This is a genomic window from Ensifer sp. 2TAB8, assembly GCF_052115125.1.
GTDB lineage: Bacteria > Pseudomonadota > Alphaproteobacteria > Rhizobiales > Rhizobiaceae > Ensifer.
In genome coordinates, this window is record NZ_JBFRGB010000015.1 from 118,835 (window position 1) to 142,884 (window position 24,050).

General features: G+C 60.3%; 23 protein-coding genes and 1 pseudogene. 17 read left to right on the forward strand and 7 right to left on the reverse strand.

Going from position 1 to position 24,050, the window contains the following annotated elements:
* Positions 1-14 precede the first annotated feature (14 nt).
* The 6 genes from AB4Z53_RS23100 (at position 15) to AB4Z53_RS23125 (ending at position 6,992) form a co-directional block, all read left to right on the forward strand.
* The gene (locus tag AB4Z53_RS23100; RefSeq protein ID WP_113540266.1) at positions 15-938 is read left to right on the forward strand and encodes a carbohydrate ABC transporter permease; all 924 of its coding nucleotides are present in this window, start codon (positions 15-17) and stop codon (positions 936-938) included.
* A 5-nt stretch (positions 939-943) separates the two neighbouring features.
* Positions 944-1,810 (forward strand): carbohydrate ABC transporter permease, encoded by an 867-nt coding sequence (locus AB4Z53_RS23105; protein ID WP_441597838.1) that lies wholly within the window; start codon positions 944-946, stop codon positions 1,808-1,810.
* 4 nt (positions 1,811-1,814) lie between these two features.
* A complete protein-coding gene (locus AB4Z53_RS23110; RefSeq protein ID WP_441597839.1) occupies positions 1,815-2,876 on the forward strand; it encodes an ABC transporter ATP-binding protein in 1,062 nt (353 codons plus the stop codon).
* The gene (locus AB4Z53_RS23115) at positions 2,863-3,639 is read left to right on the forward strand and encodes a formylglycine-generating enzyme family protein (RefSeq protein WP_441597840.1); all 777 of its coding nucleotides are present in this window, start codon (positions 2,863-2,865) and stop codon (positions 3,637-3,639) included. Before AB4Z53_RS23110 ends, AB4Z53_RS23115 begins: the two co-directional genes overlap by 14 nt.
* A complete protein-coding gene (locus AB4Z53_RS23120) occupies positions 3,639-4,625 on the forward strand; it encodes a ScyD/ScyE family protein (RefSeq protein WP_441597841.1) in 987 nt (328 codons plus the stop codon). Before AB4Z53_RS23115 ends, AB4Z53_RS23120 begins: the two co-directional genes overlap by 1 nt.
* Positions 4,626-5,069: 444 nt before the next feature.
* On the forward strand, positions 5,070-6,992 hold the full coding sequence (locus AB4Z53_RS23125) for a HAMP domain-containing methyl-accepting chemotaxis protein (protein ID WP_441597842.1): 1,923 nt from the start codon (positions 5,070-5,072) through the stop codon (positions 6,990-6,992).
* Positions 6,993-7,446: 454 nt separating this feature from the next.
* Here AB4Z53_RS23125 and AB4Z53_RS23130 read toward each other — a convergent pair whose 3' ends face one another.
* The 5 genes from AB4Z53_RS23130 to AB4Z53_RS23150 form a co-directional block, all read right to left on the reverse strand.
* Positions 7,447-9,480, reverse strand: a complete 2,034-nt coding sequence (locus AB4Z53_RS23130; protein ID WP_113540261.1) for an ABC transporter ATP-binding protein — start codon at positions 9,478-9,480, stop codon at positions 7,447-7,449.
* Positions 9,481-9,483: 3 nt separating this feature from the next.
* Entirely contained in the window at positions 9,484-10,371 is an 888-nt protein-coding gene (locus AB4Z53_RS23135) for an ABC transporter permease (RefSeq protein WP_113540260.1), read from the reverse strand.
* On the reverse strand, positions 10,368-11,321 hold the full coding sequence (locus AB4Z53_RS23140; protein WP_113540259.1) for an ABC transporter permease: 954 nt from the start codon (positions 11,319-11,321) through the stop codon (positions 10,368-10,370). The genes AB4Z53_RS23135 and AB4Z53_RS23140 overlap by 4 nt, the downstream gene beginning before the upstream one ends.
* Positions 11,318-11,989, reverse strand: a complete 672-nt coding sequence (locus AB4Z53_RS23145; RefSeq protein WP_441597843.1) for a dimethylsulfonioproprionate lyase family protein — start codon at positions 11,987-11,989, stop codon at positions 11,318-11,320. The genes AB4Z53_RS23140 and AB4Z53_RS23145 overlap by 4 nt, the downstream gene beginning before the upstream one ends.
* 68 nt (positions 11,990-12,057) lie before the next feature.
* Positions 12,058-13,584: an ABC transporter substrate-binding protein gene (locus tag AB4Z53_RS23150; protein ID WP_441597844.1), complete on the reverse strand. Its 1,527-nt coding sequence runs from the start codon at positions 13,582-13,584 to the stop codon at positions 12,058-12,060.
* Between the two features lie 109 nt (positions 13,585-13,693).
* On the opposite strand from AB4Z53_RS23150, the gene AB4Z53_RS23155 reads away from it, so the two are divergent.
* The gene (locus AB4Z53_RS23155; RefSeq protein ID WP_441597845.1) at positions 13,694-14,572 is read left to right on the forward strand and encodes a LysR substrate-binding domain-containing protein; all 879 of its coding nucleotides are present in this window, start codon (positions 13,694-13,696) and stop codon (positions 14,570-14,572) included.
* Between the two features lie 840 nt (positions 14,573-15,412).
* A complete protein-coding gene (locus AB4Z53_RS23160) occupies positions 15,413-15,622 on the forward strand; it encodes a helix-turn-helix domain-containing protein (RefSeq protein ID WP_441597846.1) in 210 nt (69 codons plus the stop codon).
* Positions 15,623-15,879: 257 nt separating this feature from the next.
* Here AB4Z53_RS23160 and AB4Z53_RS23165 read toward each other — a convergent pair whose 3' ends face one another.
* Positions 15,880-16,635, reverse strand: coding sequence for an SDR family NAD(P)-dependent oxidoreductase (locus AB4Z53_RS23165; RefSeq protein WP_441597847.1), 756 nt, complete (start codon positions 16,633-16,635; stop codon positions 15,880-15,882).
* A 320-nt stretch (positions 16,636-16,955) separates the two neighbouring features.
* Here AB4Z53_RS23165 and AB4Z53_RS23170 point away from each other — a divergent pair, with 320 nt between their 5' ends.
* The 7 genes and pseudogenes from AB4Z53_RS23170 to AB4Z53_RS23200 all read left to right on the forward strand — a co-directional run.
* Positions 16,956-17,543 carry a L,D-transpeptidase gene (locus tag AB4Z53_RS23170; RefSeq protein WP_113540253.1) on the forward strand — a complete coding sequence of 196 codons (588 nt, stop codon included), beginning with the start codon at positions 16,956-16,958 and terminating at the stop codon, positions 17,541-17,543.
* A gap of 190 nt (positions 17,544-17,733) precedes the next feature.
* Positions 17,734-17,865, forward strand: coding sequence for an ABC transporter (locus tag AB4Z53_RS23175; protein WP_113540252.1), 132 nt, complete (start codon positions 17,734-17,736; stop codon positions 17,863-17,865).
* 126 nt (positions 17,866-17,991) lie between these two features.
* Positions 17,992-18,564, forward strand: a complete 573-nt coding sequence (locus AB4Z53_RS23180; protein WP_113540251.1) for a hypothetical protein — start codon at positions 17,992-17,994, stop codon at positions 18,562-18,564.
* Between the two features lie 204 nt (positions 18,565-18,768).
* Complete coding sequence (locus tag AB4Z53_RS23185) at positions 18,769-19,356, forward strand: protein-S-isoprenylcysteine O-methyltransferase (RefSeq protein ID WP_441597901.1); 588 nt, start codon at positions 18,769-18,771, stop codon at positions 19,354-19,356.
* Positions 19,357-19,366: 10 nt separating this feature from the next.
* The gene (locus tag AB4Z53_RS23190; RefSeq protein WP_441597902.1) at positions 19,367-20,149 is read left to right on the forward strand and encodes a hypothetical protein; all 783 of its coding nucleotides are present in this window, start codon (positions 19,367-19,369) and stop codon (positions 20,147-20,149) included.
* Positions 20,146-21,024, forward strand: coding sequence for an SDR family NAD(P)-dependent oxidoreductase (locus tag AB4Z53_RS23195; RefSeq protein ID WP_441597848.1), 879 nt, complete (start codon positions 20,146-20,148; stop codon positions 21,022-21,024). The genes AB4Z53_RS23190 and AB4Z53_RS23195 overlap by 4 nt, the downstream gene beginning before the upstream one ends.
* A gap of 351 nt (positions 21,025-21,375) precedes the next feature.
* A pseudogene (locus tag AB4Z53_RS23200) lies at positions 21,376-21,640 on the forward strand (pyridoxal-dependent decarboxylase); the annotation flags it as partial.
* Between the two features lie 53 nt (positions 21,641-21,693).
* On the opposite strand, the gene AB4Z53_RS23205 reads toward AB4Z53_RS23200, so the two are convergent.
* The gene (locus AB4Z53_RS23205; protein ID WP_441597849.1) at positions 21,694-22,179 is read right to left on the reverse strand and encodes a hypothetical protein; all 486 of its coding nucleotides are present in this window, start codon (positions 22,177-22,179) and stop codon (positions 21,694-21,696) included.
* Between the two features lie 374 nt (positions 22,180-22,553).
* On the opposite strand from AB4Z53_RS23205, the gene AB4Z53_RS23210 reads away from it, so the two are divergent.
* Positions 22,554-23,150, forward strand: coding sequence for a lyase family protein (locus AB4Z53_RS23210; protein WP_441597850.1), 597 nt, complete (start codon positions 22,554-22,556; stop codon positions 23,148-23,150).
* A 279-nt stretch (positions 23,151-23,429) separates the two neighbouring features.
* Positions 23,430-23,915 (forward strand): BA14K family protein, encoded by a 486-nt coding sequence (locus AB4Z53_RS23215; RefSeq protein ID WP_441597851.1) that lies wholly within the window; start codon positions 23,430-23,432, stop codon positions 23,913-23,915.
* The last annotated feature ends 135 nt before the right edge of the window (positions 23,916-24,050 follow it).

Sequence of the window (24,050 nt, forward strand, 5' to 3'; positions counted from 1 at the left end):
GGAGATCCTCGGCAATGTCGAAGTCCGCAAATGGTGCAGGGACCGCTGAGCTTCGGCCGGGTGGCCGCTTGGAACAATGGGCGGAACGCCATCTGCGCTATCTGATGCTGGCGCCGACCGTCCTGATCCTGTTGGCGCTGACAATCTTCCCCAGTTTCTACATGTTCTATGCGGCCGTTCACCGGATCAGCCCGAACCCCGACCTGCCCTGGGAATTCGTCGGCCCGGGCAATTTCGCCCGGCTGCTCACCGATCCGCAGTTTCATGTCGCGCTGCGCAACACTGTTGTCTTCACCGTCGTCGCCGTGACAGCGGAGTTCCTGCTTGGTCTCGGCCTGGCGCTCTTGCTCGACCGGTTCATTCGCCGACTGACCTTCCTGAAAACAGTACTCATGATTCCGATGATGCTGCCGCCGATCGCCGTCGCGATCACCTGGAAGCTCATCTACGAGCCCCAGTTCGGCGTGCTGAACGAGATCATGTACCGCCTTGGCCTGCCACTGCAGGCCTGGGCAGGTGATGTGAACCTTGCGATGTTTTCGATCATCGTTGCCGATGTCTGGCAGTGGACGCCCTTCATCTTCCTCTTGATGCTTGCGGGATTGGCGAGCCTCCCGGTGGAGCCTTACGAAGCGGCCGCGATCGACGGCGCCTCATCCTGGCGACAATTCTGGGACCTGACGCTACCTTTCCTGAAACCTGTGATCGCCATTGCGCTGCTGCTCAGGGTCATGGATGCGCTTCGTCTGTTTGATCTCGTCTTTATCCTGACAGGAGGAGGTCCGGCGGATCGTACAAAGGTGTTGAGCCTCTACATATACCAGGTGGCTTATCGCTTCGCCGATCCCGGCTACGCTGCGGCGATCTCGCTGTTCGTCCTTTTCGTGACGATTGTTCTGAGCACCTGGTTCATGAAACGCATGCGGTTGGCGGAGTGACGTTAATGGCGACGGGGACCCACCGCGCGCGCAGCCGCATGAGGGAATGGCTCATCCGACTGGCGGCCTATCTGGCGATCCTCGCTGCCGTGATACTCACGCTCTTTCCGATCTACTGGATCGCCGCGAACTCGCTCAAGTTCGACATCGACATCTTCGCCGTGCCGCCGCAATGGATACCGCAGAACCCGACGCTGAAGCATTATGACGAAGCTTTCATCCAGCGCCCGTTCCTGCGTTACGCCTTCAACAGCTTTCTCGTCGCCGTCGGCACGACCATCGTTTCCGTGGCTTTCGGCACAATGGCGGGATATGCGCTGGCGCGCTTCAGCTACCCGTGGCAATGGCGCAAGCAGATTTCCTTCTGGATCCTGTCGACCCGGATGATGCCGCCGATCGTCAGCATCATCCCGCTCTACCTGTTCTTCAACTATTTCGACATGCTGAACACGAAGACGGCGCTGATCATCGCCTACACAGCCTTCAACCTCCCCTTTGCGACCTGGATGATGAAGAGCTATTTCCAGGACCTGCCGGTAGAGCTGGAAGAAGCCGCGATCGTCGACGGCGACACGCGCTGGGGTGCCTTCCTGCACGTGGCGCTGCCGCTTGCGCGGCCGGGGCTTGCAGCGACTGCCATCTTCTGTCTGATCATCTCCTGGAACGAATTCCTGCTTTCCCTGATCATCACCCTCACCGAGCAATCTCAGACGCTGCCGATCGGCATTGCGGGTCGCGTCACGCAATACAACACCTATTGGGGCGAGATCAGCGCTGCAGGCTTCATGGCCTGTGTGCCGATCGTCATTTTTGCGTTCATCGTCCAGAAGCATCTCGTCCGGGGCCTGTCCCTGGGAGCGGTCAAGGGGTGAGGCCATGGCGTCCGTCACGTTTAGCAATGTCTCCAAGAAGTTCGGCGATTTCATCGCCGTGGCCGGCTTCAACCTGGAGATCCGGGACAAGGAGTTTCTCGTGCTGCTTGGTCCGTCCGGCTGCGGCAAGACCACGACGATGCGCATGGTCGCCGGTCTCGAGGAGGCGACATCGGGCGATATCTACATTGACGCAGAGCGGATCAACGGCGTCTTGCCCAAGTATCGCGACGTAGCGATGGTCTTCCAGTCCTATGCGCTCTACCCGCACCTGACTGTCGAGGAGAACATCGGCTACCCGCTCAGGATCCGCAATGTGCCGCTGGAGGAGCGCAAGAAGCGCATTACCGAAGTCGCTCGTCGAGTCGGGCTCGAGACCATGCTTTCCCGCTTGCCAAAAGAGCTTTCCGGCGGCCAGCGCCAGCGCGTCGCGCTCGCCCGGGCGATCGTGCGCACCCCGCGCGTCTTTCTGATGGACGAGCCGCTCTCCAATCTCGATGCCAAGCTGCGCACCCAGATGCGCTCGGAGTTGAAGCATCTCCAGCACGAGCTGCAGGTCACCACGATTTACGTGACGCACGACCAGATTGAGGCGATGACTTTGGCCCACCGGGTGGCGGTCATGAATTACGGCGTGATCGAGCAGCTCGGGACGCCAAAAGAGATCTACAGCGATCCCCGCACGCTTTTCGTTGCCGGCTTCATCGGCTCTCCGCCGATGAACCTCATTCCGGGGGAGATGCGCGACGGCGTGTTTGCGAGCGCCGGCCTCAGGGTCAGCGGGCTCGGCCGCGGGACCGTTGGTCGCGCGGTGCTCGGAGTGCGGCCCGAGGACGTTCACGCGACCGGCGCGGACGATCCCGATGTCAATCTGGTCGCGCCGATCTATTCTGTCGAACTTACCGGCGAGAACACGCTCGTCAGCCTGAGGATCGGCGCTCAATTGCTGACCTTGCGCGCCGATAAGAACTTTGCCGGCCAGATCGACCAGCCGATCGGTATCAAGGTCCCGGCTGACCGGGTGTTTCTCTTCGATGGCGAGTCTCAGCGTCGTGTCGACTTTTAATTTTTGCGTGGTGGTCACCGTAGTCGCGTTTACGTTTGCGATCGAGGCAACCGCTGCCGGTCACGGTCCGATCACCGGAAATCCGCTCGTCGAAATTCCTGCCGGACCCTTCGTTTTCGGTCGTGACGATGGCCCGGACAACGAACGTCCGCAACGGTTGTTGCAGGGGAGGGCATTTGCCATCAACCGCACCGAAGTCACCAACCGGCAGTACCGGGATTTCGTCGACGCGACCGGTCATCGCTCAGCCTTTTATGCCGGTCATCCGCTTCTCGGTTTGGACGATCATCCTGTTGTCGGCGTCAGCTGGGATGATGCCGATGCCTTCTGCCTCCACTACGGCCTCGCTCTTCCCTCGGAACAGCAATATGAGCGGGCGGCACGTGGAAGCGAAGGACAGGCGTTCCCCTGGGGTATGGCGCCACCGGACGCGCGGCACGTCAATGCAGGTGCTGCAACCTGTTGTTCCGGCGATGCCGCCGACGGCTATGCGATGACCGCGCCGGCGATGTCGTTTGCCGGTGGCGCGAGCGCCGAGGGAGTGCTCAATCTGCTCGGCAATGTTTGGGAATGGACTTCCGATCTCTATGCCCCCTATAGCGCCGAAGGCGTAGCGACGGGTGCCAAATCCTACCGCGTATTGCGTGGCGGATCCTGGAACAGTGATCCGATCCATCTTACCACAACCTATCGTTTGGCCTATGATCCGGATTTCCGCTTCTCTGCCAATGGCGGCTTCCGATGTGCACGCTCCGGCAAATGATGATCGCCACGGTTTTGCTGCTGCTGGCAATTGGCGCGACGGCCCAGCCGTCGGTCGCGCCGGGCTATCGGCTCGAAGCGGTGCGCGTGAAAGGCGCCGTTTTCGGCGGCCTTTCGCGTGACGGCAATGCTCTTCTGGTGACCGACCTTGCCGGTGGTTTGCTTTACAAACGCCTGGCCGGCGGCGAACTCGTCGCGTTGGGGCCAGCCTTTCCCCATGGGCTCGATGTGATCGGCGACCCGACGGGCCCCTATCGCGTGCTTCGCGCCGGCGATGATCTCATTGTCGCTCAAGGGTGGACGCCGGCCAATGCGGATGAGGGACCCTATGACCATGCCCTAGTCGCGATCGATCGCACCGGAAAACGCCGCGTCGTCAGCGCCGACTTCTGGAACCCGTTCGACTTCGTTGTGGCCGACGGTGCGTATTACGTCGTCGATTCTGCTCGCAACAGCGTCGAGCGTATCGGGGGAGATGGCCGTAAGCAGACGCTCATGAGCTTCCGCCGCTTGCGGCAACAGGCCACCGCGATGGAGACGCTCTCGCCGACCGAGTTCAAGGGGGAAGACAGCCAAGAGGTCGACGCTGTACCGACGGGTATCGCGCTTCGCGAAGGGCGCCTCTATGTCACGCTGTTCGGCGGCTTTCCTTTCCTGACGGGTGCTGGAAAGGTCGTCTCCATTCCACAGAATCTCGGCCGTGCGGAGCCACGATCTGATGTCGAAAACCTAAATGCACCGGTTGCAGTTGCGTTCGAGGGCGATGGTCGGATGCTCGTCCTCGAGCATGGCCTCTACGACCAGAAGGAAGGATTCCGCGAACACAGCGGCCGGCTACTGAGGTTCGACCGAAAGACGGGTGGCCGGGAAATAATTGTCGATGGGCTCACGCGGCCGGTTTCGGTCCTCGTTTGGGACGCGCGCGAAATTGTCATCTCCGAACTCGGAGGCAGGCTCCTCTTTCTGACAAGCCCGCAGGGCCGTTGAATTTGCGTCGAGCGATGGCCATTGCTGCAACCTTGGCGCGCCGCAGAACGACAAGACCGTTGAGGGCTATGCTGGTCCTCGGCAAACGCCGGCCCCTGGTCAGATTCTCCTCAAACACAAGAGGTTGCTTGAGATTGTTGATCTGAGCCGGACGTTGGGTTGCGCCCGTTCGCCAATCCGATTCTGTGAGTACGTTCTCAGGTTCGATTGATCTCGCGCAAAGATGCAACGCCGGATTTGCGTAGGGGTGTCAGCGCGTCTTTCAGTGTTGCGGCGAGCTATGTCCGCGGCGGAAGCGTCGCTCAACATCATGTTGACGTTCTGGCCGCATGACCTGCCGCGGCTGCACTTCCTACATCAGTGCTGCGACAGTCGGTGACAATTCATCGAACTCTCGAGCGCGGATCGAAGTCGGCTTTGTATCTAGTTTCGGCTGTGTTCGTCATGAAAATGCTCACCATCAAAACCTCCTTGATTGCGTTGATCGCCGCCATCATCGTTGTCGTTGCTGCGTCTTCGTCTATTTCGTTGAGAAACATGCGATCGATCACCATGTCTGCGGAAAAGGTCGGCAACTTCTGGATCGAGCGGTTGCTCGCCTCGCGAGAGGTGAAGGGTGATTTCGCGGACGTTCGTCTTTCGCTGGCGCGCTTTTCCATGATTGCAAACGAGAGCGAATTCCAGACTGAAATGCAGTCGTTTGCCGCGGCCAAGGCGAAACTCGAAGCTTCGATCACCAAGTACGAAGCCGGTGTCTTCTCACCGATCGGACGAGCGCTCATCACGGACATCCGATCGCTAACGACCCGCTATCTTGACCAGGCAGCTCGCTATGTCGACCGGATCAGGAACCACGATATGGATGCGGCCCGCGTCGTCTTCACCTCAGACATGAGGCCGTTCGCCGACCAGGCAAACCAGACAATCTCGGAACTTGTCGCCTTCATCATGACGCAGACCGAGGCAGAGGTCGTAACCGCCGACAAGGCGGCGGAAGTGGCCTTCTCTCTTTCACTTGCCGCCGCTGCTGCAGCGGTATTGCTCAGCTTTGCGGGCATCTACGTCGTCGTTGTGCGCGTGGCCAATCCAATCCAGCGCATCACCGGGGCCATGCGCGCGCTGGCCAACGGCGATATCGACAGCAAGGTTCCGTTTACAGGCCGCACGGACGAAATAGGTTCGATGGCAAGGGCGGTGCAGGTATTTCGCGAGAACGCTGTGGAACGGGCGCGGCTGGAAGAGGAAGCGGAGGCCAATCGCAACATCGGCGAGACTGAGCGCGTTCAGCGCGAAGCCCAGAAGGCGCAGGAGGCGGCCGAGGTGGAGTTTGCCGTCGGCAACCTCGCCGAGGGCCTCTCGCGACTTTCGAACGGCGACGTAACCCATCGCATAGGTGCTCCATTCTCACGGGCGCTCGATACCGTTCGCAGCGATTTCAACAGTTCGGCGCAGAAGCTGCAATCGGCACTGGCACGCGTTGCGGACAATGCCAGTGCCATCGACGCCGGCGCAAACGAGATCAGAACGGCGACCGATGACCTGGCCAAACGCAGCGAACAGCAAGCTGCCACCGTCGAGGAAACAGCGGCGGCAATCGAGGAAATCACGACAGTTATGAAGGATTCCGCCAAACGCGCTCATGAAGCGGGCCAGTTGGTTGCTGGCGCCCGCAGTCATGCGGAACAGTCCGGTGTCGTGGTGCGCCGTGCCGTGGAGGCGATGGAGCAGATCGAGAAATCGTCCAATGAGATTACCAATATCATCGGTGTCATCGACGACATTGCGTTCCAGACGAACCTTCTCGCTCTCAATGCCGGCGTAGAGGCGGCCCGCGCCGGGGAAGCCGGAAAGGGGTTTGCGGTCGTCGCGCAAGAGGTTCGCGAACTGGCGCAGCGCACAGGAAAGGCAGCAAAGGAGATCGCAAGACTGATAGCGGTCTCGAAGGCCCAGGTCCAAGAAGGTGTACAGCTTGTCGGCGATACTGGTCGCGCCCTGGAGGCGATCGCGTCTGAGGTGCAGGCAGTGAACCATCACGTCAGCGGCATAGTCGAGGCGGCACAGGAACAAGCCTTGGGCCTGCAGCAGATCAATACTGCCGTCAACCAAATGGATCAGGACACGCAGAAGAATGCGGCGATGGTCGAGGAAACCACGGCTGCGATCCACAGCCTTTCGCGGGAAGTGTCTTCGCTGAACGAACTCATCGCACTTTTCAAAGTGACCGAGGTGGCGCCAAAGGCACCCAACACAGCATACCCGACAGTTGTGTCTCCGCCGCACTCGCCCGCGCGTGAGCTCCGACGCCGGCTGATTGGCGCGTCCGGCAGCAATGCAACGTTGAGACGAGAGGACTGGGAAGAGTTCTAGGCACGCAAGGGTCAGATCCCAATGATCGCTGCTGCAGCTGAGCGATGGACCCGAAACTTGCCCGGATATGACTTCTGCGCCGACGAGCTGAGGATCCATATCCAGGGTTGTGAAGAGGGAAGTTGCCTGGGGGCGTTCAATCGAGGAGGCGCGCATGGCGCGAAGCCTCGTTCGAGGCCATGCAGCATGACACATCACAAGCCGAGCCATAAGCCGGCAGTCAGAAAGGCGAGTGTGCCCGCCGCGACTTTCATGCCGACGGCTAAGCACTGCCGGAAGACCTGGCGGCAAGCGACATGGCGGGCCGAGGCGAGTTTCTACGAGAAAGCGATCAACTGTGGGCGCTCGCCGCAAGAAGGCGGCCGTCTGACCTTACCCAAGGTGGCGTTCAAGGGACGACATTGCGTGCATCTGTCCGGCTGCTGGCGCGGCCGGGCAGATGCACCGGGACACGTCAGTGGCTTTGGACGCGCGCGAAAGGTTGCATATGTTCCGGTGAGCGGACGTGCCTTCCAAGAGCGTCGACGGGCAGGTGGCAACGGACAAAGCCGCCTCCCGTTTCCCGAACGGGTGGACGTGTTTCGGCGCACAGGCTGCCGGGCTGGCGCGGGCAGCGCCCGGCAAAGGGACAGCCGATCCCCGGAGCTGCCTTTAACTCGGGCGAAGCGGGCGGGCGGGAGACATGCCCATCCTTGCGAAGGCTTGGTGCGGCTTCCAGCAGCATTTCCGTATATGGATGCAGCGGTGCCGTTAGGAGCGACGCCGCCTCGCTCATCTGCATGAGTTCGCCGTGATAAAGGACGGCCACCCGATCTGCCAATTGCTGGACGACGGCCAGATCATGCGAAATGAAAAGCATGGCAACGGCGTGCTTTTCCTTCAGCGACCGCAGAAGCTCGACAATCCGGGCCTGGACCGACAGGTCGAGCGCCGACAGGATTTCGTCGCAGATCAAAAGCTTCGGGTTGACGAGGAGCGCGCGGGCGATGGCGATGCGCTGGCGCTCGCCGCCGGAAAGCTGTTCGGGAATGCGATTGAGATAGCCGGCGTGAAGGCCGACGCTTTCCAGTACAGTTTCAAGCGCCTTGCCTTGTGCTGAAATGCCGAAATGCTTCATGGGTCGCTCGAGGATCGAGCGGATGCTGGAGCGGGGATTGAGCGAGGCGTCGGGGTTCTGGAAGATGTACTGTATCTGACGCAACTGCTCGGCCGAGCGACCATTCAAAGCCGGCGAAAGGGGGCCATCGTTCAGTTTGATCGCCCCGGAGCGCGGCGGCAGCCGACCGCTAATCGCTCGTGCGATCGTCGATTTGCCGCTGCCCGATTCCCCGACGAGCGCGACCACTTCGCCGGTCCCAAGTTCCAGGTCTATGTCGCGCACCACCGGCTGGGCTTTGCGGCCCAGCATTTTGTCGACGATGCTCGGTTTTCGATAGGAAAGCTGGAGTCCTGCGACCGCAAGAAGCCGCTCCGACCTCGCAGATGCCCGGCCTTTCGGCTCGGCCAAGGCGGCTGGTTGATGTTGGGCGGGTGCGTCCCGCCAGCGCATACAGGCGACGGATCGCGCGTCGGCGATCGGTTGGAGGAATTGAGGCGTCGCGCGGCAGGCGGGCGTAGCGAAATCGCAGCGCGGCTCGAACTTGCAGCCGGTCGACATCTGATCGCGGCGGAGCACGCCGCGCAGTCCGCGCGCATGTCGATCGGTGCCGTCCATCGTCGGGATCGATGCAATCAGCCCGCGGGAATAGGGATGGGCGGGGGCCGAAAGAAGCTTGTCGCTTGTCGCCACTTCGACCAGCTGGCCGGCATACATCACGCCGACGCGGTCGGCGATCTGGGCGAGCAGCGCAAGGTCATGGGTAACATAGAGCATTGCCATGCCGATGCGGGCTCGAAGATCGGAAAGAAGTTGGATGATCTGGCGCTGGGTGGTTACGTCGAGGCCGGTCGTCGGCTCGTCGAGAACCAGAAGATCGGGATCGCACGCGACCGCCATGGCGATCGTCACCCGTTGCTGCTGACCGCCGGAGAGCTCGTGCGGATAGCGGTGGCTGACATCCGGCAGGCCGACGAGCGCAAAGAGTTCGATGATGCGGCGTTCCATCGTGATGCCGTCCGCTAGCGCGTTGTGCGTTGCGATCATTTCGCGGATTTGCGCACCGACCCGCATGCCGGGGCTGAGGGATGTCGTCGGGTTCTGTGGCACCAAGGCAATGCGGTTGCCGCGCAGGCACGTCAGTGCTGTGGGCGCGAGCTTCAGGAGGTCGACACCGTCAAAAAGAACTTCGCCGGTCTGAACGAAGCTGTTGATCGTGCCGTAGCCGAGCAGACGATAGGCAACTGTCGATTTGCCACAGCCGGATTCTCCGACCAACCCGAAGGCTTCTCCGCGGTCGATCTCGAATGAGACGTCCTGCACCACGTTGCTCAGGCCGGACGCTCCGCCATAGGCAATATTGAGATTGCGAACTTCGATAAGCTTTTTCATGTTTCACGCTCCCGCGACGGGCCGTTGGCCGAGCATGCGCGACAGGCCGTCGGTAAAGAGGTTGAAGCCGATGACGAGCGAAGCGAGGCCGAGACCAGGCCCGAACACCGTCACGGGAGAGGCGATCAGGAGGTTGCGGTTTTCGCTGATCATCAGCCCCCATTCGGGCGTCGGCGGTCGGATGCCGAAGCCAAGGAAGCCCAGCGCTCCAATGAGGATCGGCGCATAGCTGAGGCGAAGCGAGAACTCGACGAGCAACACGTTGGCGGCATTGGGAAGGATTTCCCTGAAGACGATCGACCAGGTGCCTTCGCCGCGCAGTTCCGCTATCGCCACATATTCGCGCGTGGCGATCTCCATTGCCGCTGCGCGGGCGATGCGGGCAGTGCGCGGCGCATAGACAAGGGCGACGACGAAGACGATGAGCACCGGCTCTCCGGCGAGCGCCGGGCCGGCCGCAATGATCATGACGAGCGCGAGCGCCAGGAAGGGAATGCTGATCATCGCCTCGACGACGCGCTGGGTGATCTCGTCGAACCAACTGCCGATATATCCGGACAGAAGACCGAGCGTGGTTCCGGCCACCATGCCGAGCATCGTGCCGGCGAAGGAGAGCAACAGCACGATATGCGCGCCGTACATGAAACGGCTGAAAACATCGCGGCCGATCTGGTCGAGCCCCATCGGGTGCTGAAGGGATGCGCCGGAAAGCGGGAGGCCCGCGCCCATTTCCGAGAAGCCGTAGGGCGTCCACAAGGCGCCTGCGACCGCGAACAGTACATGGGCGAGGAGAATGATCGCACCGACCCTGAAGGGGCCGGGTGTCGCACGCCAGAGCGCCTTGTCGAACCAGGCGGATCGTGCGGGCAGATTGGACGTCGTCATGGTCATCGGCTTGTCCTCAGGCGGGGTTGAAGCAGGACGGCGAGCACGTCCGCTACCAGGTTGGCGGCGACATAGACGGCCGCGCTGATCATCACCGTCGCCTTGATGAGGGGAATGTCGCGCAATTGAAGCGCATCGATCAGAAGCGTGCCGAAACCCGGATAGGAAAACACCCGCTCGACGATGACGACGCCGCCGATCAGGAAGCCGAGGTTCAGCGCGGTCACGTTGAGCGCGGGGACAATGGCGTTCGGAAGGGCGTGGCGAAAAAGCACGGCGCGGGGGCGAAGCCCCTTGAGCTCGGCGAGACGCACATAGTCCGAGCGCAGCACTTCGATCAGGCTGTCGCGCAGCACACGGATGGCATAGACGGCCATCATGATTGCGAGCGTCACGGCGGGCAGAACCATGGCGCGAAGCGTCTCCTGCCAGGTGCTGGTCTCCGAGATCGTCGCCAGCGCCGGCAGGATCGGTACGGCGACCGCGAACAGGAAGAGCAGGATCGTTGCAAGCAGGAAATCGGGCAGCGAGAGCAGGAGCAGTGTGATCACGGAGATGACGTTGTCGGTGGTCCTGCCGCGGTTGACCGCCTGGACGACGGCCGGAACAAGTGCCAGCACCAGGTAGATCGCAAAGGCCAATAGCGACAGAAGCAGCGTGTTGAGGATGCGGGGCGCCAGAACGTCGGCGATCGGGCGCCCCGTCGCTATCGACACACCGAGATCGCCGCGCAGGAAATCGCCGAGCCAATGGAAATAGCGCACGAGTGCGGGCTGGTCGAGGTGGAGCTGGCTGCGCAACACCTCCAGCGCCCTGACGGTTGCGTCGCGTCCGAGAATGCGGGTAGCGACATCGCCGGGAAGAGCTTCGAGGATCAGGAAGATCAGGATCGAGACCAGGAGCAGGGTGAGGGCCGAAAACAGGATCCGGCTGAAAAGGAGGCGGACGACACTCATTTCGGGATCGCTCCGGCTGAAACCAGGGCCGCCTTGGCGGTCAGCGGGTCGGGAACGAAGGCCGCATCCGTCTCAAGATCGCCCTCCCAGATGTAGAGAAGCACCAGGGGCCTGTCGGCCGAGAGTGTAGCGTGCGGCACCCATGGTGCGTGATGAATGGTTTCGCCGATGCCCCGCATGTCCCAGTCGGCATCTCCGGCCCGCCAGAACGATGGCCCGGTGACCGTGTAGTAGAGCTCATCTGCGGGATGGTGGTGGAGCGGATAGTGGGTTTGCGGCCCCAGGAACATCAGCCCGAACGCGAGATCCGGATCCTGGATCAAGGCCGGCACGCCATTGTCGGGTCCGCAAATCACGCCGTATCCGTAGTTCTCGGCGAAATCACTGCTTGGCGGATTGGCCAGATAGCTCTTGCTGCGGGTGATATGGATGGCCGGCAGCAGGGCACCAAGAGCCTTGGCGAGCGCGGATACCCCACTGGCGGATTCGAGCTCGTCTTCGCAAGCCGCCTGGATAGGCACGCGTCCTTCGGGCACGGCGATGACCGGCGGCAGGTTCTCCACAATCCGGCGCAGCCGGGCGGCATGAGATCGCGACACGGCTCTTGGGTCGCGATCCAGCGCATCGGCAAAGGAATTCATAAAGATCGTCAGGGCGGAAATTGTCATGCAGTTATCCTCTTCCACGGGGCGGGTCGTCCCGTGGATGGGTTATCGTGAGGGTCGAGAGGGCGGCTCTAGTTGCCGCAGCTCAGTTCGGCATAGTCGATACGGTTCACATCGACATTCGGCCGGTAGCCCGAGCAGCCCTTGCGCAAGCCGGCGACCACCGAGGTAAAGACCGGCAGGATCATGCCGCCTTCATCGGCGACGATCCGTTGGGCATCGCGATAGAGCTTGTTGCGCTCCGCTTCGTCCGCCGTCTGCCCGGCCTTGACGACCAGCGCATCGAAATCGTCCCGCTTCCAGTGCGTCTCGTTCCATTCGGACTTGCTGTTCAGCGAGAGCGTCAGGGCTTCGGCCGGCGGACGGGCGCTGGTGTAGGAGATGACCGCCGGCTTCTTCAGCCAGACGGTATCCCAGTATCCCTCGGCCGGAGAGGTAATGACGTTGACGCGGATGCCAGCTTCTGCGGCCATCTGCGCATAGACCTGCGCCAGCAGCATCATGCCCGGATAGGAATCCGACGTGTAGAGATCGAAGTCGATGCCATCGGGATGGCCGGCTTCGGCAAGCAGCGCCTTGGCCTTCTCGACGTCGGCGGCTTTTGCTGTCACGCCGAGGCCGAACGGCGAGGAAAGCGGGATCGGTGTATCGCCACCGACCTCGCCATAGCCGAGCAGTACCGTATCAAGGATCTTCTGCCTGTCCATCACCAGCCGCAGGGCCTCACGCACCTTGGCGTTGTCGAAGGGCGGCGTGTCGGTCCAGACGGCGAGATAGAGCGACGTTGCGCCCGGCGTCGCAACGAGTTCGACTGCGGGATTGTCCTTGAGCGTGATCAGGCTCGGCGGATCCACGGTCAGCGAGAGATCAACGGTGCCGGACAGAAGTGCGGAAAGCCGCGAGGTGGATTCGAGGCTGGTGGTGATCTCGAGGCACTCGGCCTTCGGCAGGCCGGAGCGCCAGTAGTGCGGGTTGCGCCGCATTACGCGCACCGCGCCATTGATGGTGAAAGTCTCCTGCAGGAAAGGCCCGGTGCCGTTGCCCTTGGTGCGAAGCTCCTCGGACTTGGCTCCGTTTGGAACCATCAAGGCATATTTGGTCGCGATCAGCATGGGCAGTTCGACGACCGGCTCCTTGACCTTGAAGCGCACGGTATGGTCGTCGACCGCCGTGATGCCGTCTGCATCGAGAAAGGCGAGGGTCGAAAAGCCGCCGGGCGAGATCGCCGGGTCAAGCAGGCGACGGTAGGAATAGACCACGTCATTGGCGTCGAAGTCGGAGCCGTCGTGGAACTTTACGCCTTTGCGCAGGTGAAACGTCCATTCGGTGGCATCGGCATTGGATTCCCAGGTTTCTGCCAGCACCGGCACGGCCTGCATCGTATTGCTGCGGTCGACAAGCGGCTCATAGACCGAACGGATGTGATAAACGCTGTCGGTGCCGATGAGGGCGGCCGGATCCATCGTCTGCTTCTCTCCATCGGATTCGTAGCCGAGTACCCGCACACAACCCTGCTGAGCAGAGGCGGCGGTTGCAAAAAGCGCGCAGCCGGCCACCGCCACGGCAAGCGCCGTGGATTTCAAAAGATCCCGTTTCATTTCGGTTCCCCGTTTTTGGATTATTCAGGGAGTATGAAAATGGGGCCGGCTGCTTGCAAACGATTAGAATTAACGTCTACATGAGTAAAATTCATGTGGGTTCTAGAACATGGTCCGACGCACGTTGCCGCCCTTGACGACGCTCAGGGCGTTCGAGGCCGCGGCGCGATTGATGAGCTTCAAGGCGGCAGCAGAAGAGTTGCGGGTCACGCAATCGGCGATCAGCCATCAGGTGGCGTCGCTTGAGCGCAATCTCGGCACGCTGCTGTTTCTCAGGCTTCCTGGGCGAGTAGAACTCAGCCAGGAGGGCGCCGTCTATTTTCCCGTTGTGCAGGAGGCCCTCGACAAGATCGCGCTTGCGACCGACCTCATCCGGCATACGAACACGCCGGCGTCGTTGACGGTGCAGGTCTATGTCACCGTTGCCGTTCGCTGGCTGATACCGCGCATGCAGACGTTCAAGGAGAGTTCGCCCGAGGTTGCCGTCAATCTCGACGCAAGCCTTCTCGATTGGGAGTTCAATTCCGACCGCGCCGACATCGGCTTCATCTACACGAAGACGCCGAACCGGCCGAACCTTGCATACACGCTCCTTCGCCGCGAGCGCCTTGTCGGCGTCTGCTCGCCGACCATCGCCAAGGTCATCAACACGCCCGAAGACCTCAGGCACTTCTCGTTTCTGTCGGTCAGCGGGACCTCCGAGGATGCCGAAGCCTGGGCGGCCAGCGTTGGAGCAAGCGGCCTCTCTCAAAAATCCTCGCCGCTCTTCGACAGCAATCTGCTCGCAATCGAAGCAGCCGCCAACGGCCAAGGCTTGGTCGTCGTGCCCCAGTTCCTGGTCGAGGCAGATATTGCCAGCGGTACGCTTGCAGTCCCGCTTGCCTCGCAGGTCATGCAACCGGGCGGGTGGTATCTCGTGCACCTGGAACGGCGCGCGAACGAGAAGGCGATCCGCAAATTTCTGCAATGGATTGAAAGCCAGGTGTGAAGACGCAAGTCGGATGATTGCATGGACCGCTTATGCAGAGCCTGCAGTCATCTCAGCATCATCGGTATATCCATCAGATGCGAACCGAAAATACCGAAAAAGACTTCCGCTACGGCTCTTATCTCGGCATACGTCGTTAGAACTGCCAATCCCAGGATTGAGATCGCAGATCCGAGCCGGATAGCAGCGCTACCATAGCCATCATGAACGTCCGTATTGGGCGCTGGAGCGTCCAAGGATGGGCGGCTGCCATGGAGAAGGTTATCGTTCGCCGCGCGCAGGAGGCGGGTTGGTCGCGGATATCGAAGGCGACTTTTCTCGCATATCCCGGGATAAGCCTCGCAGACTGAGTTCGCCATCTGACATATCCATCACCAGTTTGAACGCCTTCAATCTTAGGCGGACCGCTTCGTTTGGCCGTTCCCAGGGTAACTGGGGGGCTCCTTGGCATTCTCTTGCCGCTGGGCGCCGAAAACGCCCCTGTCGTCGTTCTCGAAAGTACTCCTCAATTGGCAACCGCGAGACATCGGCCCAGGGGTCGCGTTTCCTCCCGCGCGATCGGCCGTCCTGCCCGACGTGGCTGGGAACCAACCGGTCGCGATTTAGTGACGCTCCGCGTTTCGACGTTGGAACTGCGCGTATCGCAAGGTCGTGGAAGAGGGGGTCATTGGCCTTGCAATGGGCATGGCAACCCCGAATCTCCGCTATTGGCAATCATTGTCTGTCTGCGCTAGCTCGGTCGACATCTCGGGTCTGCCGTTCCGGAAGCATATTGGAAGGGGGCCAGGACAGAAAAAGGAGAATGGTACGCTGTCCTCGTATCCTGGCGCAAAGGACCAAATGCAAGAACCCGTCGTCGTCCATATCGGGATCCGTATCCGTGCGCGAAGGATCAGGTCGAGAATGTCACGAGCGGAATTGGGCGCCGCAATCGGCCTGACAGGCGGCCAAGTGGCTGAAATCGAGCGGGGTGTCAGTTGGGTCAGTCCACACCAACTGTTGTCGATCGCCGAAGCGCTGGAAGTGGACGCCTCGCATTTTTTTCAGTGATCAGGACCTCTTGCAGCACCCGCTGCGAGGCAACAGGCAGTCGCGGAGGTGGGTGCTGATCAGTCCCGTTCGGTCGCTGGGATCGGCTTCGCATTCGTGCTCCAATAATGGTCGCAGAGCTGATTGCGGCTTCGATCGTGCTCAACACCGGTCTTTGCCGAACGCCGGGGTGTCTACCGGCACAGTAGGACGCAACGTCAATCTTGATCGTAGCGACTGGTGTCAAGAAGTTCGAGGCTGTCGCAAGAGGCGATTTCTCAGTGCGCCGTGTAGGCGCCATCCACAAGGTGAACGCTTCCTGTGATGAAACTCGCTTGCTCAGACAACAGAAAACAGATCAAGGCAGCCACCTCATCCGGCGTGCCGCGCCGTCCCATTGGCTGCAGAGACATTATGCGCCTGCTGTTTATCACATCGACATTTTCTGAAGTGAGCGGCGTGTCGATCCAGCCAGGGGCTACGGCATTAATGCGGATCCCCATTCGAGCGTACTCGATCGCAGCCGCCTTGGTCAGTCCGACCACTGCGTGCTTGGCGGCGGTGTAAGCGGCAGCGGTCGGGAGTGCGACGGAGCCCAGAATGGAAGCGGTGTTTACGATCGCGCCTGCGCCCTGCGCTGCCATCGCCGCAATCTCATACTTCATGCAGTAAAAAACGCCGTGCAGGTTCACATCCATGAGTGCGTGCCAGCTCTCAAGCGGATAGTCGGCAATCGGCCGGCGGACACCGTCGACGCCCGCATTGTTGACAGCAAGATGCAGGCCTCCACAGGCCTTCACGGCAAACGTTACCAGCTGTTCCACCGCGGCCGGATCGGCGACATTGGCCGCGATATCATGGGCCTTGCCTCCGCTCGAACGAATTTCGTCGGCGACCAGGCGCACGGCACTCGCATCAACATCCGCAGCGACGACTTCGGCGCCCTCGGCAGCGAGCTGGTGACACACTGCCGCACCAATTCCGGAACCCGCGCCGGTCACAAGCGCGACCTTGCCTGCGAAGCCTAGATCCATATGTGTTCATTCCTAACTTTGCCGTTCCGCGAACGCGCCCACGTCTTCGCAAGTCATTCTGTGAAATGCACCCTAGGACCGGATCCTCCAACCGGACCAGCACAGCAACGCATAAGAATGGCGACAACTTTAGACCCGATTCACGCAATGCATCTAGGCCCCCTTTTGGAATATACAGCGCTTTCCGTCTAATTCGCGGGAATGTCCGCAAGAAGCCATTTTCTTATCCTGTCCCCAGACGAAGTTATTGCAGCTTGGAGGATAAATGTTGTAATGCTAAAAAACGATTCGGGGCGTACCATTTTTCTCAGCAGGTAAGAATGGACAATCACCGCATTACACGGAGGTTCCTGCTCATTGGCAGCCTTAGCCTATTGGCCGGGTGCAGCTCAAATTGGCAGCGCATTTCCTTTCCCTCCCTGTATGCCGGCACCCCCGGCGTCGATCCTCGCTTTCGAAAACAACACGTCCGCTTCGACGGCAATGAGCCAGCCGGCACAATTCTTGTCGACACCAACCAACGCTACCTCTACGCCATCGAAAAGGGCGGATGGGCGATGCGCTATGGCATAGGTGTCGGCGAGGAGGGCCTGACGCTCAAGGGCCGCGCCGTTGTCGGGCGAAAGGCCGAGTGGCCAGCATGGACGCCGACGGCAAGCATGATCCAGCGCAAACCGGAACTGGCGCAATACGCCGGGGGAGTTTCCGGCGGCCCTCACAACCCGTTGGGGGCGTCAGCTCTATATCTTTATCGCAATGGGCAGGACACCAAGTTCCGTCTGCACGGCACCAACGCACCCTGGACAATAGGCCAGGCCGTTTCCAACGGCTGCATCCGACTTACAAACGACGATATCGTTGATCTTTACGCGCGAACTCCGGTTGGAACGCAGGTATTGATCATTTGATGACGCCCTCTATGTTAGGGCGGTATTGGAATAGGGCTGACATACTTCTGACGAACTCTTCAAAGTTCGGTAATGATAAATGGACTGACGAGTGTGCCCTTTCCGCACTAGGCCGAATCTAGAATTGCTACTAATACTATGAATGTTGCCTTCGAATACCCATTCCGATCACAGAGGGAAGGAAATATTGATGAGCAGAATTCTAATCGTAACAGTTGCGTTGCTTTCCGTTGCTAGCCTCTCGGCTTGCGGAACAATCGGCAAAGGTAAGGGTAAAGCGCCGCCACCAGTGGCAGCGGAACCTGCGCCCGTTTACAAATAGTGGCTGACCTTGGTTCGGGGAGGGCCTCACGGTCCTCCCCGCCCTGTCTGATCGCGGCTGCGGTGGCAAGCCGCTCAAGATGGCCGCTTCAAGCGCTCATCTGAATTCAGGAGATATGGCGCAGTAATGACGCTCTCACTAGGTCGCATTCCGTTCGCCGTCATAGCCGCCCTGGCGGTTACCGCGTGTCAATCGCAAGACAAAAGCCCGCAGCCACGCTATGTCTCAACCATTGCAGGCAGTCCAGCGCAACAGCGCGATCAGGGCTATTTCATCGAATTTCGCTCCCGTTATGCGCTCAGTTACGGTCATACCTATGTGGTCTTTGGCCGCCTGGACGGGTCCGGAGCAATGGTCAATCCGGAAGTCGCGGGACTGGCTCCAGCAACAAGCGACACCGCTCCCTACGTGCTGGGGCATCTTCTGCCGGTCCCTGCAGAAACGGGCGCAAGCGACGGTGATCTTGAGGAGCAATACAGGTCTGCAAGTTGGCGCGTCATGTTGACCGAAGCGCAATACCGCGACGTCGTCTCCAAAATCCGAAAGCTCAAATCCGAAGCCCACTTCTGGCACGCGTCGCTCTACAACTGCAATGCTTTCGTGGCCGACATTGCCCGCTCCATGGGATACAAGACACCTGGTATCTGGCTGAGACCCCAACAGTTCGTCACAAGACTACGCGAGATGAATGGTGGCTGATCCGCGATCAGCAGTCGATCAGGCGACCTAGCGCCGGCTGGCCATGATGGCTACCAGCGCCTGACGTCGGGCCGGCGTGAGTTTTGGCGTGCTCGGTTTCACTTTAGCACCTTGTCAGGTAGAGGCGGCGCGTGGCAGTCTCGCGCTTGCTTGAAGTATTGGTGGCCGAAGCAGCAGCAAAAACTTAGGTGATGCAACGTGAACATGTCTGTCGCTTCCATCGGTGAAGCTTTCTGGGTCATAGGCATCRTTGCCTGGTATGTGGTCCGTTACCCGTTTGAACGCCGGGCGAAGCGGGTGCGCGTGGCTACCAGTCGCCGCTCGGTGACTGACGCCATTGGTCTTGCTGCTGTTTTGCTTGGTCTTGCGATTTTGCCCGGGCTTTATGTTGCAACCGGTATTCCCCGCTTTGCCGACTACCCCGCACACTCATGGACGGTGGGCCTCGGGGTCCTGATTTTCGGCATGGCTCTATGGACGTTCCGCCGCACGCACAAGGAGCTCGGCCGGAATTGGTCTATCTCGCTGGAAATTCGAGAAAAACACCAGCTGATCAGCAAAGGCCTGTACGCTCACGTACGCCATCCGATGTACACAAGCTTCTTACTGATGGGCATAGGCCAGGTGTTTTTGCTGTCGAACTGGCTGGTCGGCCTTGCGGGCGTCGTTGGTTTTGCCGTGCTTTTTTTTCTGCGTGTCGACAAGGAGGAGCGTCTGATGCTGGAGTTTTTCGGCGCCGAGTATCGTGCCTACATGGACAGGACGAAGCGCATTATACCCTATCTGTACTAGAGGTGGCATGATGCGGGGCCGACCGGTCAAGCTTTCTGCGGCACGCCGCCTTGTCGGGGATCTCATGCGATTTTCGATCGGCGTGCCACGGGTCACAGTACAGCGACAGATGCGTCTCAGCGCGCTACTGGAAGCCAGAACGAGCCAATCGGAACGCCCCTCTTGGATGGTGCTGTTCTTGAAGGGCTACGGGCTCCTGTGCAAAGAGATACCGGAGTTCCGCCGGGCCTATGTCAAGTTGCCGAGACCGCAACTTTATGAATACCCGGGAAGTGTCGCGTCCGTGGCGCACGAGCGGGAATACCAAGGTGAGCGGGTTGTGCTTCTCAGTACGATCAAGACGCCCGAACGGCGGTCGATCCCGGAGTTGAGCGCCCTGCTCCAGGAAGCTCGGTCCCGCCCCGTTCTTGAGATTAGGGAGTTCCGTCGAGCGCTGAAGATTGCACGTTTTCCGGCGCCGCTGCGGCGGCTGATGATGTGGCTCAGCCTCAATATGGGTCGCCAACGGGGTCACCGGTTCGGCACCTTCCAGTTGTCGGTCTACTCCGGGCTGGGTGCGGAGTCGCTCAATCCCCTGACACCTTTGACGACGATCTTCAACTATGGCCCGATCGGTGAAGACGGATCGGTCACTGTGCGTATTCACTACGATCACCGCGTCATGGACGGCGCAAATGTCGCGCGCGCCCTCCTGCGCTTTGAGGAAATCTTGAACGGAGAGATCGCAAACGAGGTGGCCAGTCTTTCTGCGGTCGAACACTCTACGATTGCGGCGCGGGAGCCCTCGGCATGACGTCGCATCATCTTCAACGACCGGCAGTTGTTGTCGTCGGAGCGTCCCGGGGGATAGGCAGAGCGATAGCCGAACTTGCCGCACGAGACGACGCGCCGGTGGTCCTCGTTGCGCGATCCATCGAGGGTCTCCACGTCGTGGAATCCTCAATCAAACAGGCGGGCGGCCAAGCATTCTGCCTCCCGCTTGATCTTACATCTCGCGATGCTTCGACCAATCTTGAAGAGTTCCTTTCGCGCCAGGGTCTCGTCTGCGACGTTCTTGTCAATAGCGCCGGCTTCGGCTTGCGAGGTGCGGCCACATCGTTGCCAATTGGCGACCAGCTGGGAATGATCGACGTCAATATGCGCGCTCTTGCTGAAATGACACTGCGCGTGTTGCCGGGCATGGTCGAAAGACGCCGTGGGGGCGTCATCAACATGGCCTCTGTGGCCAGCTTTACCCCTGGCCCCTACATGGCGATGTATTATGCGAGCAAGGCGTTTGTGCACTCCTTCTCAGAGGCCCTGTACCAGGAGACGCGAAAGACAGGGGTAACTGTGACCTGCGTGGCGCCGGGACCGGTGTCGACCGAATTCCTCGAAAAATCTGGAGCCAACAGGGCTGCGCTATTCAAGGTTTTGCCGAAAGCCAGCCCCGATTATGTGGCAGCCGCTGCCTGGCGCGGGTTCAAAGCGGGCCGCCGGCTGGTTATTCCCGGAGTTTCTGCAAAGTTGGCGATCCTTTTGGCTGGGATGCTTCCGTCCTACGCACTACTGCCAATCGTCGGTAGGCTGCAACTGCGAGGCAACGATCCTTGCCCTTGTGGATCCGGGAAGCAGCTCAAGCACTGTTGCCGCGCAGGCCATCCTAAAGGTGGGACTGCCTCAGCCTGATCCGCGCTCGGCGTCGAACGCGCCTCATGCTCACGCAGCTTCACTTCAAGTTTCTGACGCGTAACAAGTGCGACTTCCTCCGATCGCGCTGCCGAGAATGGCGAAATCATACACTGCATTTGCCCAGGGAGAGCGCTCAATTTATCGCGGCTCGCTGCGACGAACCGGCGGGGAAAGGGACCGTGACAACCCCGGTCGTCGACCCGGCGGCCCGTCAGTGAAACGAGGGGTGAAGGCATAAATGGCGGGACGGTCTCGGCACTGGTCGCCCAATCGCGAAACGAGGCTTAGATCTGGCAGGTAGCAGAGCTTCGCAGGTCGGAAGGAATGGAACCTCTCGCTACTGACACAACCTACGACCATGACACCATCATCAACTGTTCCAGATGGACCACACCGCTCGGCCGCCGGTTCCGTGGGTTGAAACCGTGGTTTCTACTCCGATACCAGGGCCTCGAAGGCCTGCGCCCGATGATCCGCAACCATGTCGCCTGGTCGCAAACCCGCGTCGATGATCGCATGGCCATACTTCTAGGCGGGCCAGTGCGAGATGACCCGCGAGGATGCCGATACCGCCTTCAGCGTGATCACCGAAATCGCGCGCGGAATGGGCTAGGGGGAATCGTTGCGTCACGCGGGCATGGTCATTCATCCACTCAGCAAGGCACATCACAAGCCGAGCCATAGGCCGGCAGTCAGGAAGGCGAGTGTGCCCGCCGCGACTTTCATGCCTCGGCTGTGGAACACGCGCGCTATACGAGATGGGTGTCCTGGACGGCCGGTAATGTAGCGTTCCGTGACGTCAGCGTCGGCATGCATGATGTCTTCATCATCCCAGCCGAAAGCTTCACAGGCCGTTGTCGGCCAAAGGGAGTTTTGATTGAGCTCGTCGATCGCTCTCAAACTACCCTCCTGCATCGCCTTTAGGGTGGCTTCCTTGGGCTGAGGCGTCTCGGTTATCTTGATTGCGACAAGGTCCGAAATCCTGACGATTTTCTTGCCGATGCTCACGCTCCCTCCGGTGCGATAGGGGATCACGAAGCGTTTGATGAGCTGTCTTTCGCTCAGGTCGGAAAATACCAGCACAGCTTTATCCGCAGCCTGCGAGGTGCAAACGACGACGTGGAAATATGATTGTTGCGGTTTGCCCATCATGTGCCTGCAAGACCTCGATTTCCGCCGAGAAGAATTGCCAGTGACCGTCAGTTGAAGCATCCGGTCCACCGTATCAGACGAATATGAAGGTGATGCGTACGTCCCCGGTTCGGGCTCGCAGGTCTCACTCGCAGAGTTATTCTAAGAGCCAGTCGCACAACCCGCCGAAATCGGTTCCTGGCACAGATGCTCACGACGCCCGTTCCGTGCCAAGGCGTTACACGCTAGCCGGATGCGACCGCTGGAACGCCTGCGCGCTTCGCCATCCTTCCACGAAGGGTATGAGTTTTAGGAATGACCCCTGCGCGATAGTCGTTTGTCAGACAGGGTCGAATACCCGATCTATGCGTCCCACTGGAGAGGAGAACGCATTTATGATCGCAGGCCACGGCCCGACCCGTCAGGAAGTTGACAGCATTGGCGCGCATGCCGTGCCAGCGGCGGCCATATACGGCATCCAGACGCAGCGGGCAGTCGAGCTCTATCCGCTCGACGGTGCCGCGCGGTTTGCCGACTACCCCTTGCTCCTTGCCGTCATGCTGCATGTCAAGAAGGCGGCCGCGCGGACCAACATCGAGACCGGCGCGATCGAGGCGGCCATGGGCCAGGCGACTATCAGGGCGATCGACGATCTCCTGGCGGGCATCCGTCCCGAGGCATTCCCGGTCCATGGCGGCGGCGGGATCTCGTTCAACATGGACATCAACGAGGTCCTGGCCAACATCGCCAATGCTAGAGATTTCGGCGTCGCCTTTGGCACCTATGCACCGATCCACCCGAACGATCATGTGAACGCCAATCACTCCACGGCCGACTGTTTTTCGAACAGCTTGACCCCCGTGGTGGTCACAGGGCCGGTCGGCTACTGGTTGGACATTTCCGGAGAACGCCTCGCTCATTCGCGTGTCGTGCATTTCGCGCGCTGGCTGCAGCAGATGGCCGGAGGCAGCTGGGAACTTGACCTTTCCTGAGAGAAATTCAGACCAAGTAACCGGCTACACCATCCCACAACAGTTTTAACGCGGTCGCGACCGGAGTTCGACATTTATTGCTCCGAGTACACTGTTTCGATTTAGGACCTTTGCCGGGCCGCCATAGGACTGAGGTCCAATGGTGGAACTTCTGACGCCATTTAAAATTCGTTGCGAATCTAATTGTTCATGATCGCTAGTGGCGTTGGGTGTCGAGCACATTGAGCCCTTCGTGGCACGAACCCATTCACTGGGACTTTGTTTGATAGTGGGAAGCGTATGAGAAGAGTAGGTGCAGTACTCGTAGCAGCGGCTACGACACTGTCGGCGGTTTCAGTGCAGGCCATGCCCGTGTCTGCCGTTTCGGTCGGGCAGTTGGCTTCTCAGCCGGTCGAGTTGGTCCACCACAAGCCAGGTCACTACGGCGGCCCGCCGCACAAGCGCGGCTACGACGGCTACCGCTACGGCGGCAACCGCTACAATGCAGGCCCACGTTACGGCTATTACAATGGCTACGAGGGCTACCGTTACCGTCGCGATGGATACCGCCGCCACAGTGACGGGTGGTGGTACCCGCTGGCCGCATTCGGTGCCGGAGTGGTCATCGGGGGCGCGATCGCGCAGCCACCCCGCAGGGTCTATTCCAACGCGCCGTCTGCCCACGTGCAATGGTGCTATGACCGCTATCGTTCGTACAACGCCTACGACAATACGTTCCAGCCCTATTACGGGCCGCGCCAGGAATGCGTGTCGCCGTATTATTAATCGGCGGCCGATCCAATTGGCCCGGCGCGCTTTGATCAAGCCGTCAAAGTTTGGCCCTATTCGTCCCTAGTTTTGGGGGGCCGCCTGCAGCGCATGGTGAGACCTGTCAGACTTTCCACGCTTCTTTCGAAGCAA

What these genes read in the sequence shown, in the direction of transcription:
- AB4Z53_RS23100 (WP_113540266.1), top strand. Translation starts at nt 15, where the DNA reads ATGTCGAAGTCCGCAAATGGTGCAGGGACCGCTGAGCTTCGGCCGGGT.
- AB4Z53_RS23195 (WP_441597848.1), top strand. Translation starts at nt 20,146, where the DNA reads ATGACGTCGCATCATCTTCAACGACCGGCAGTTGTTGTCGTCGGAGCG.
- AB4Z53_RS23210 (WP_441597850.1), top strand. Translation starts at nt 22,554, where the DNA reads ATGATCGCAGGCCACGGCCCGACCCGTCAGGAAGTTGACAGCATTGGC.
- AB4Z53_RS23110 (WP_441597839.1), top strand. Translation starts at nt 1,815, where the DNA reads ATGGCGTCCGTCACGTTTAGCAATGTCTCCAAGAAGTTCGGCGATTTC.
- AB4Z53_RS23105 (WP_441597838.1), top strand. Translation starts at nt 944, where the DNA reads ATGGCGACGGGGACCCACCGCGCGCGCAGCCGCATGAGGGAATGGCTC.
- AB4Z53_RS23150 (WP_441597844.1), bottom strand. Translation starts at nt 13,584, where the DNA reads ATGAAACGGGATCTTTTGAAATCCACGGCGCTTGCCGTGGCGGTGGCC.
- AB4Z53_RS23155 (WP_441597845.1), top strand. Translation starts at nt 13,694, where the DNA reads ATGGTCCGACGCACGTTGCCGCCCTTGACGACGCTCAGGGCGTTCGAG.
- AB4Z53_RS23120 (WP_441597841.1), top strand. Translation starts at nt 3,639, where the DNA reads ATGATCGCCACGGTTTTGCTGCTGCTGGCAATTGGCGCGACGGCCCAG.
- AB4Z53_RS23190 (WP_441597902.1), top strand. Translation starts at nt 19,367, where the DNA reads ATGCGGGGCCGACCGGTCAAGCTTTCTGCGGCACGCCGCCTTGTCGGG.
- AB4Z53_RS23125 (WP_441597842.1), top strand. Translation starts at nt 5,070, where the DNA reads ATGAAAATGCTCACCATCAAAACCTCCTTGATTGCGTTGATCGCCGCC.
- AB4Z53_RS23135 (WP_113540260.1), bottom strand. Translation starts at nt 10,371, where the DNA reads ATGACCATGACGACGTCCAATCTGCCCGCACGATCCGCCTGGTTCGAC.
- AB4Z53_RS23170 (WP_113540253.1), top strand. Translation starts at nt 16,956, where the DNA reads ATGGACAATCACCGCATTACACGGAGGTTCCTGCTCATTGGCAGCCTT.
- AB4Z53_RS23130 (WP_113540261.1), bottom strand. Translation starts at nt 9,480, where the DNA reads ATGAAAAAGCTTATCGAAGTTCGCAATCTCAATATTGCCTATGGCGGA.
- AB4Z53_RS23205 (WP_441597849.1), bottom strand. Translation starts at nt 22,179, where the DNA reads ATGATGGGCAAACCGCAACAATCATATTTCCACGTCGTCGTTTGCACC.
- AB4Z53_RS23180 (WP_113540251.1), top strand. Translation starts at nt 17,992, where the DNA reads ATGACGCTCTCACTAGGTCGCATTCCGTTCGCCGTCATAGCCGCCCTG.
- AB4Z53_RS23165 (WP_441597847.1), bottom strand. Translation starts at nt 16,635, where the DNA reads ATGGATCTAGGCTTCGCAGGCAAGGTCGCGCTTGTGACCGGCGCGGGT.
- AB4Z53_RS23140 (WP_113540259.1), bottom strand. Translation starts at nt 11,321, where the DNA reads ATGAGTGTCGTCCGCCTCCTTTTCAGCCGGATCCTGTTTTCGGCCCTC.
- AB4Z53_RS23145 (WP_441597843.1), bottom strand. Translation starts at nt 11,989, where the DNA reads ATGACAATTTCCGCCCTGACGATCTTTATGAATTCCTTTGCCGATGCG.
- AB4Z53_RS23175 (WP_113540252.1), top strand. Translation starts at nt 17,734, where the DNA reads ATGAGCAGAATTCTAATCGTAACAGTTGCGTTGCTTTCCGTTGCTAGC.
- AB4Z53_RS23215 (WP_441597851.1), top strand. Translation starts at nt 23,430, where the DNA reads ATGAGAAGAGTAGGTGCAGTACTCGTAGCAGCGGCTACGACACTGTCG.
- AB4Z53_RS23160 (WP_441597846.1), top strand. Translation starts at nt 15,413, where the DNA reads ATGCAAGAACCCGTCGTCGTCCATATCGGGATCCGTATCCGTGCGCGA.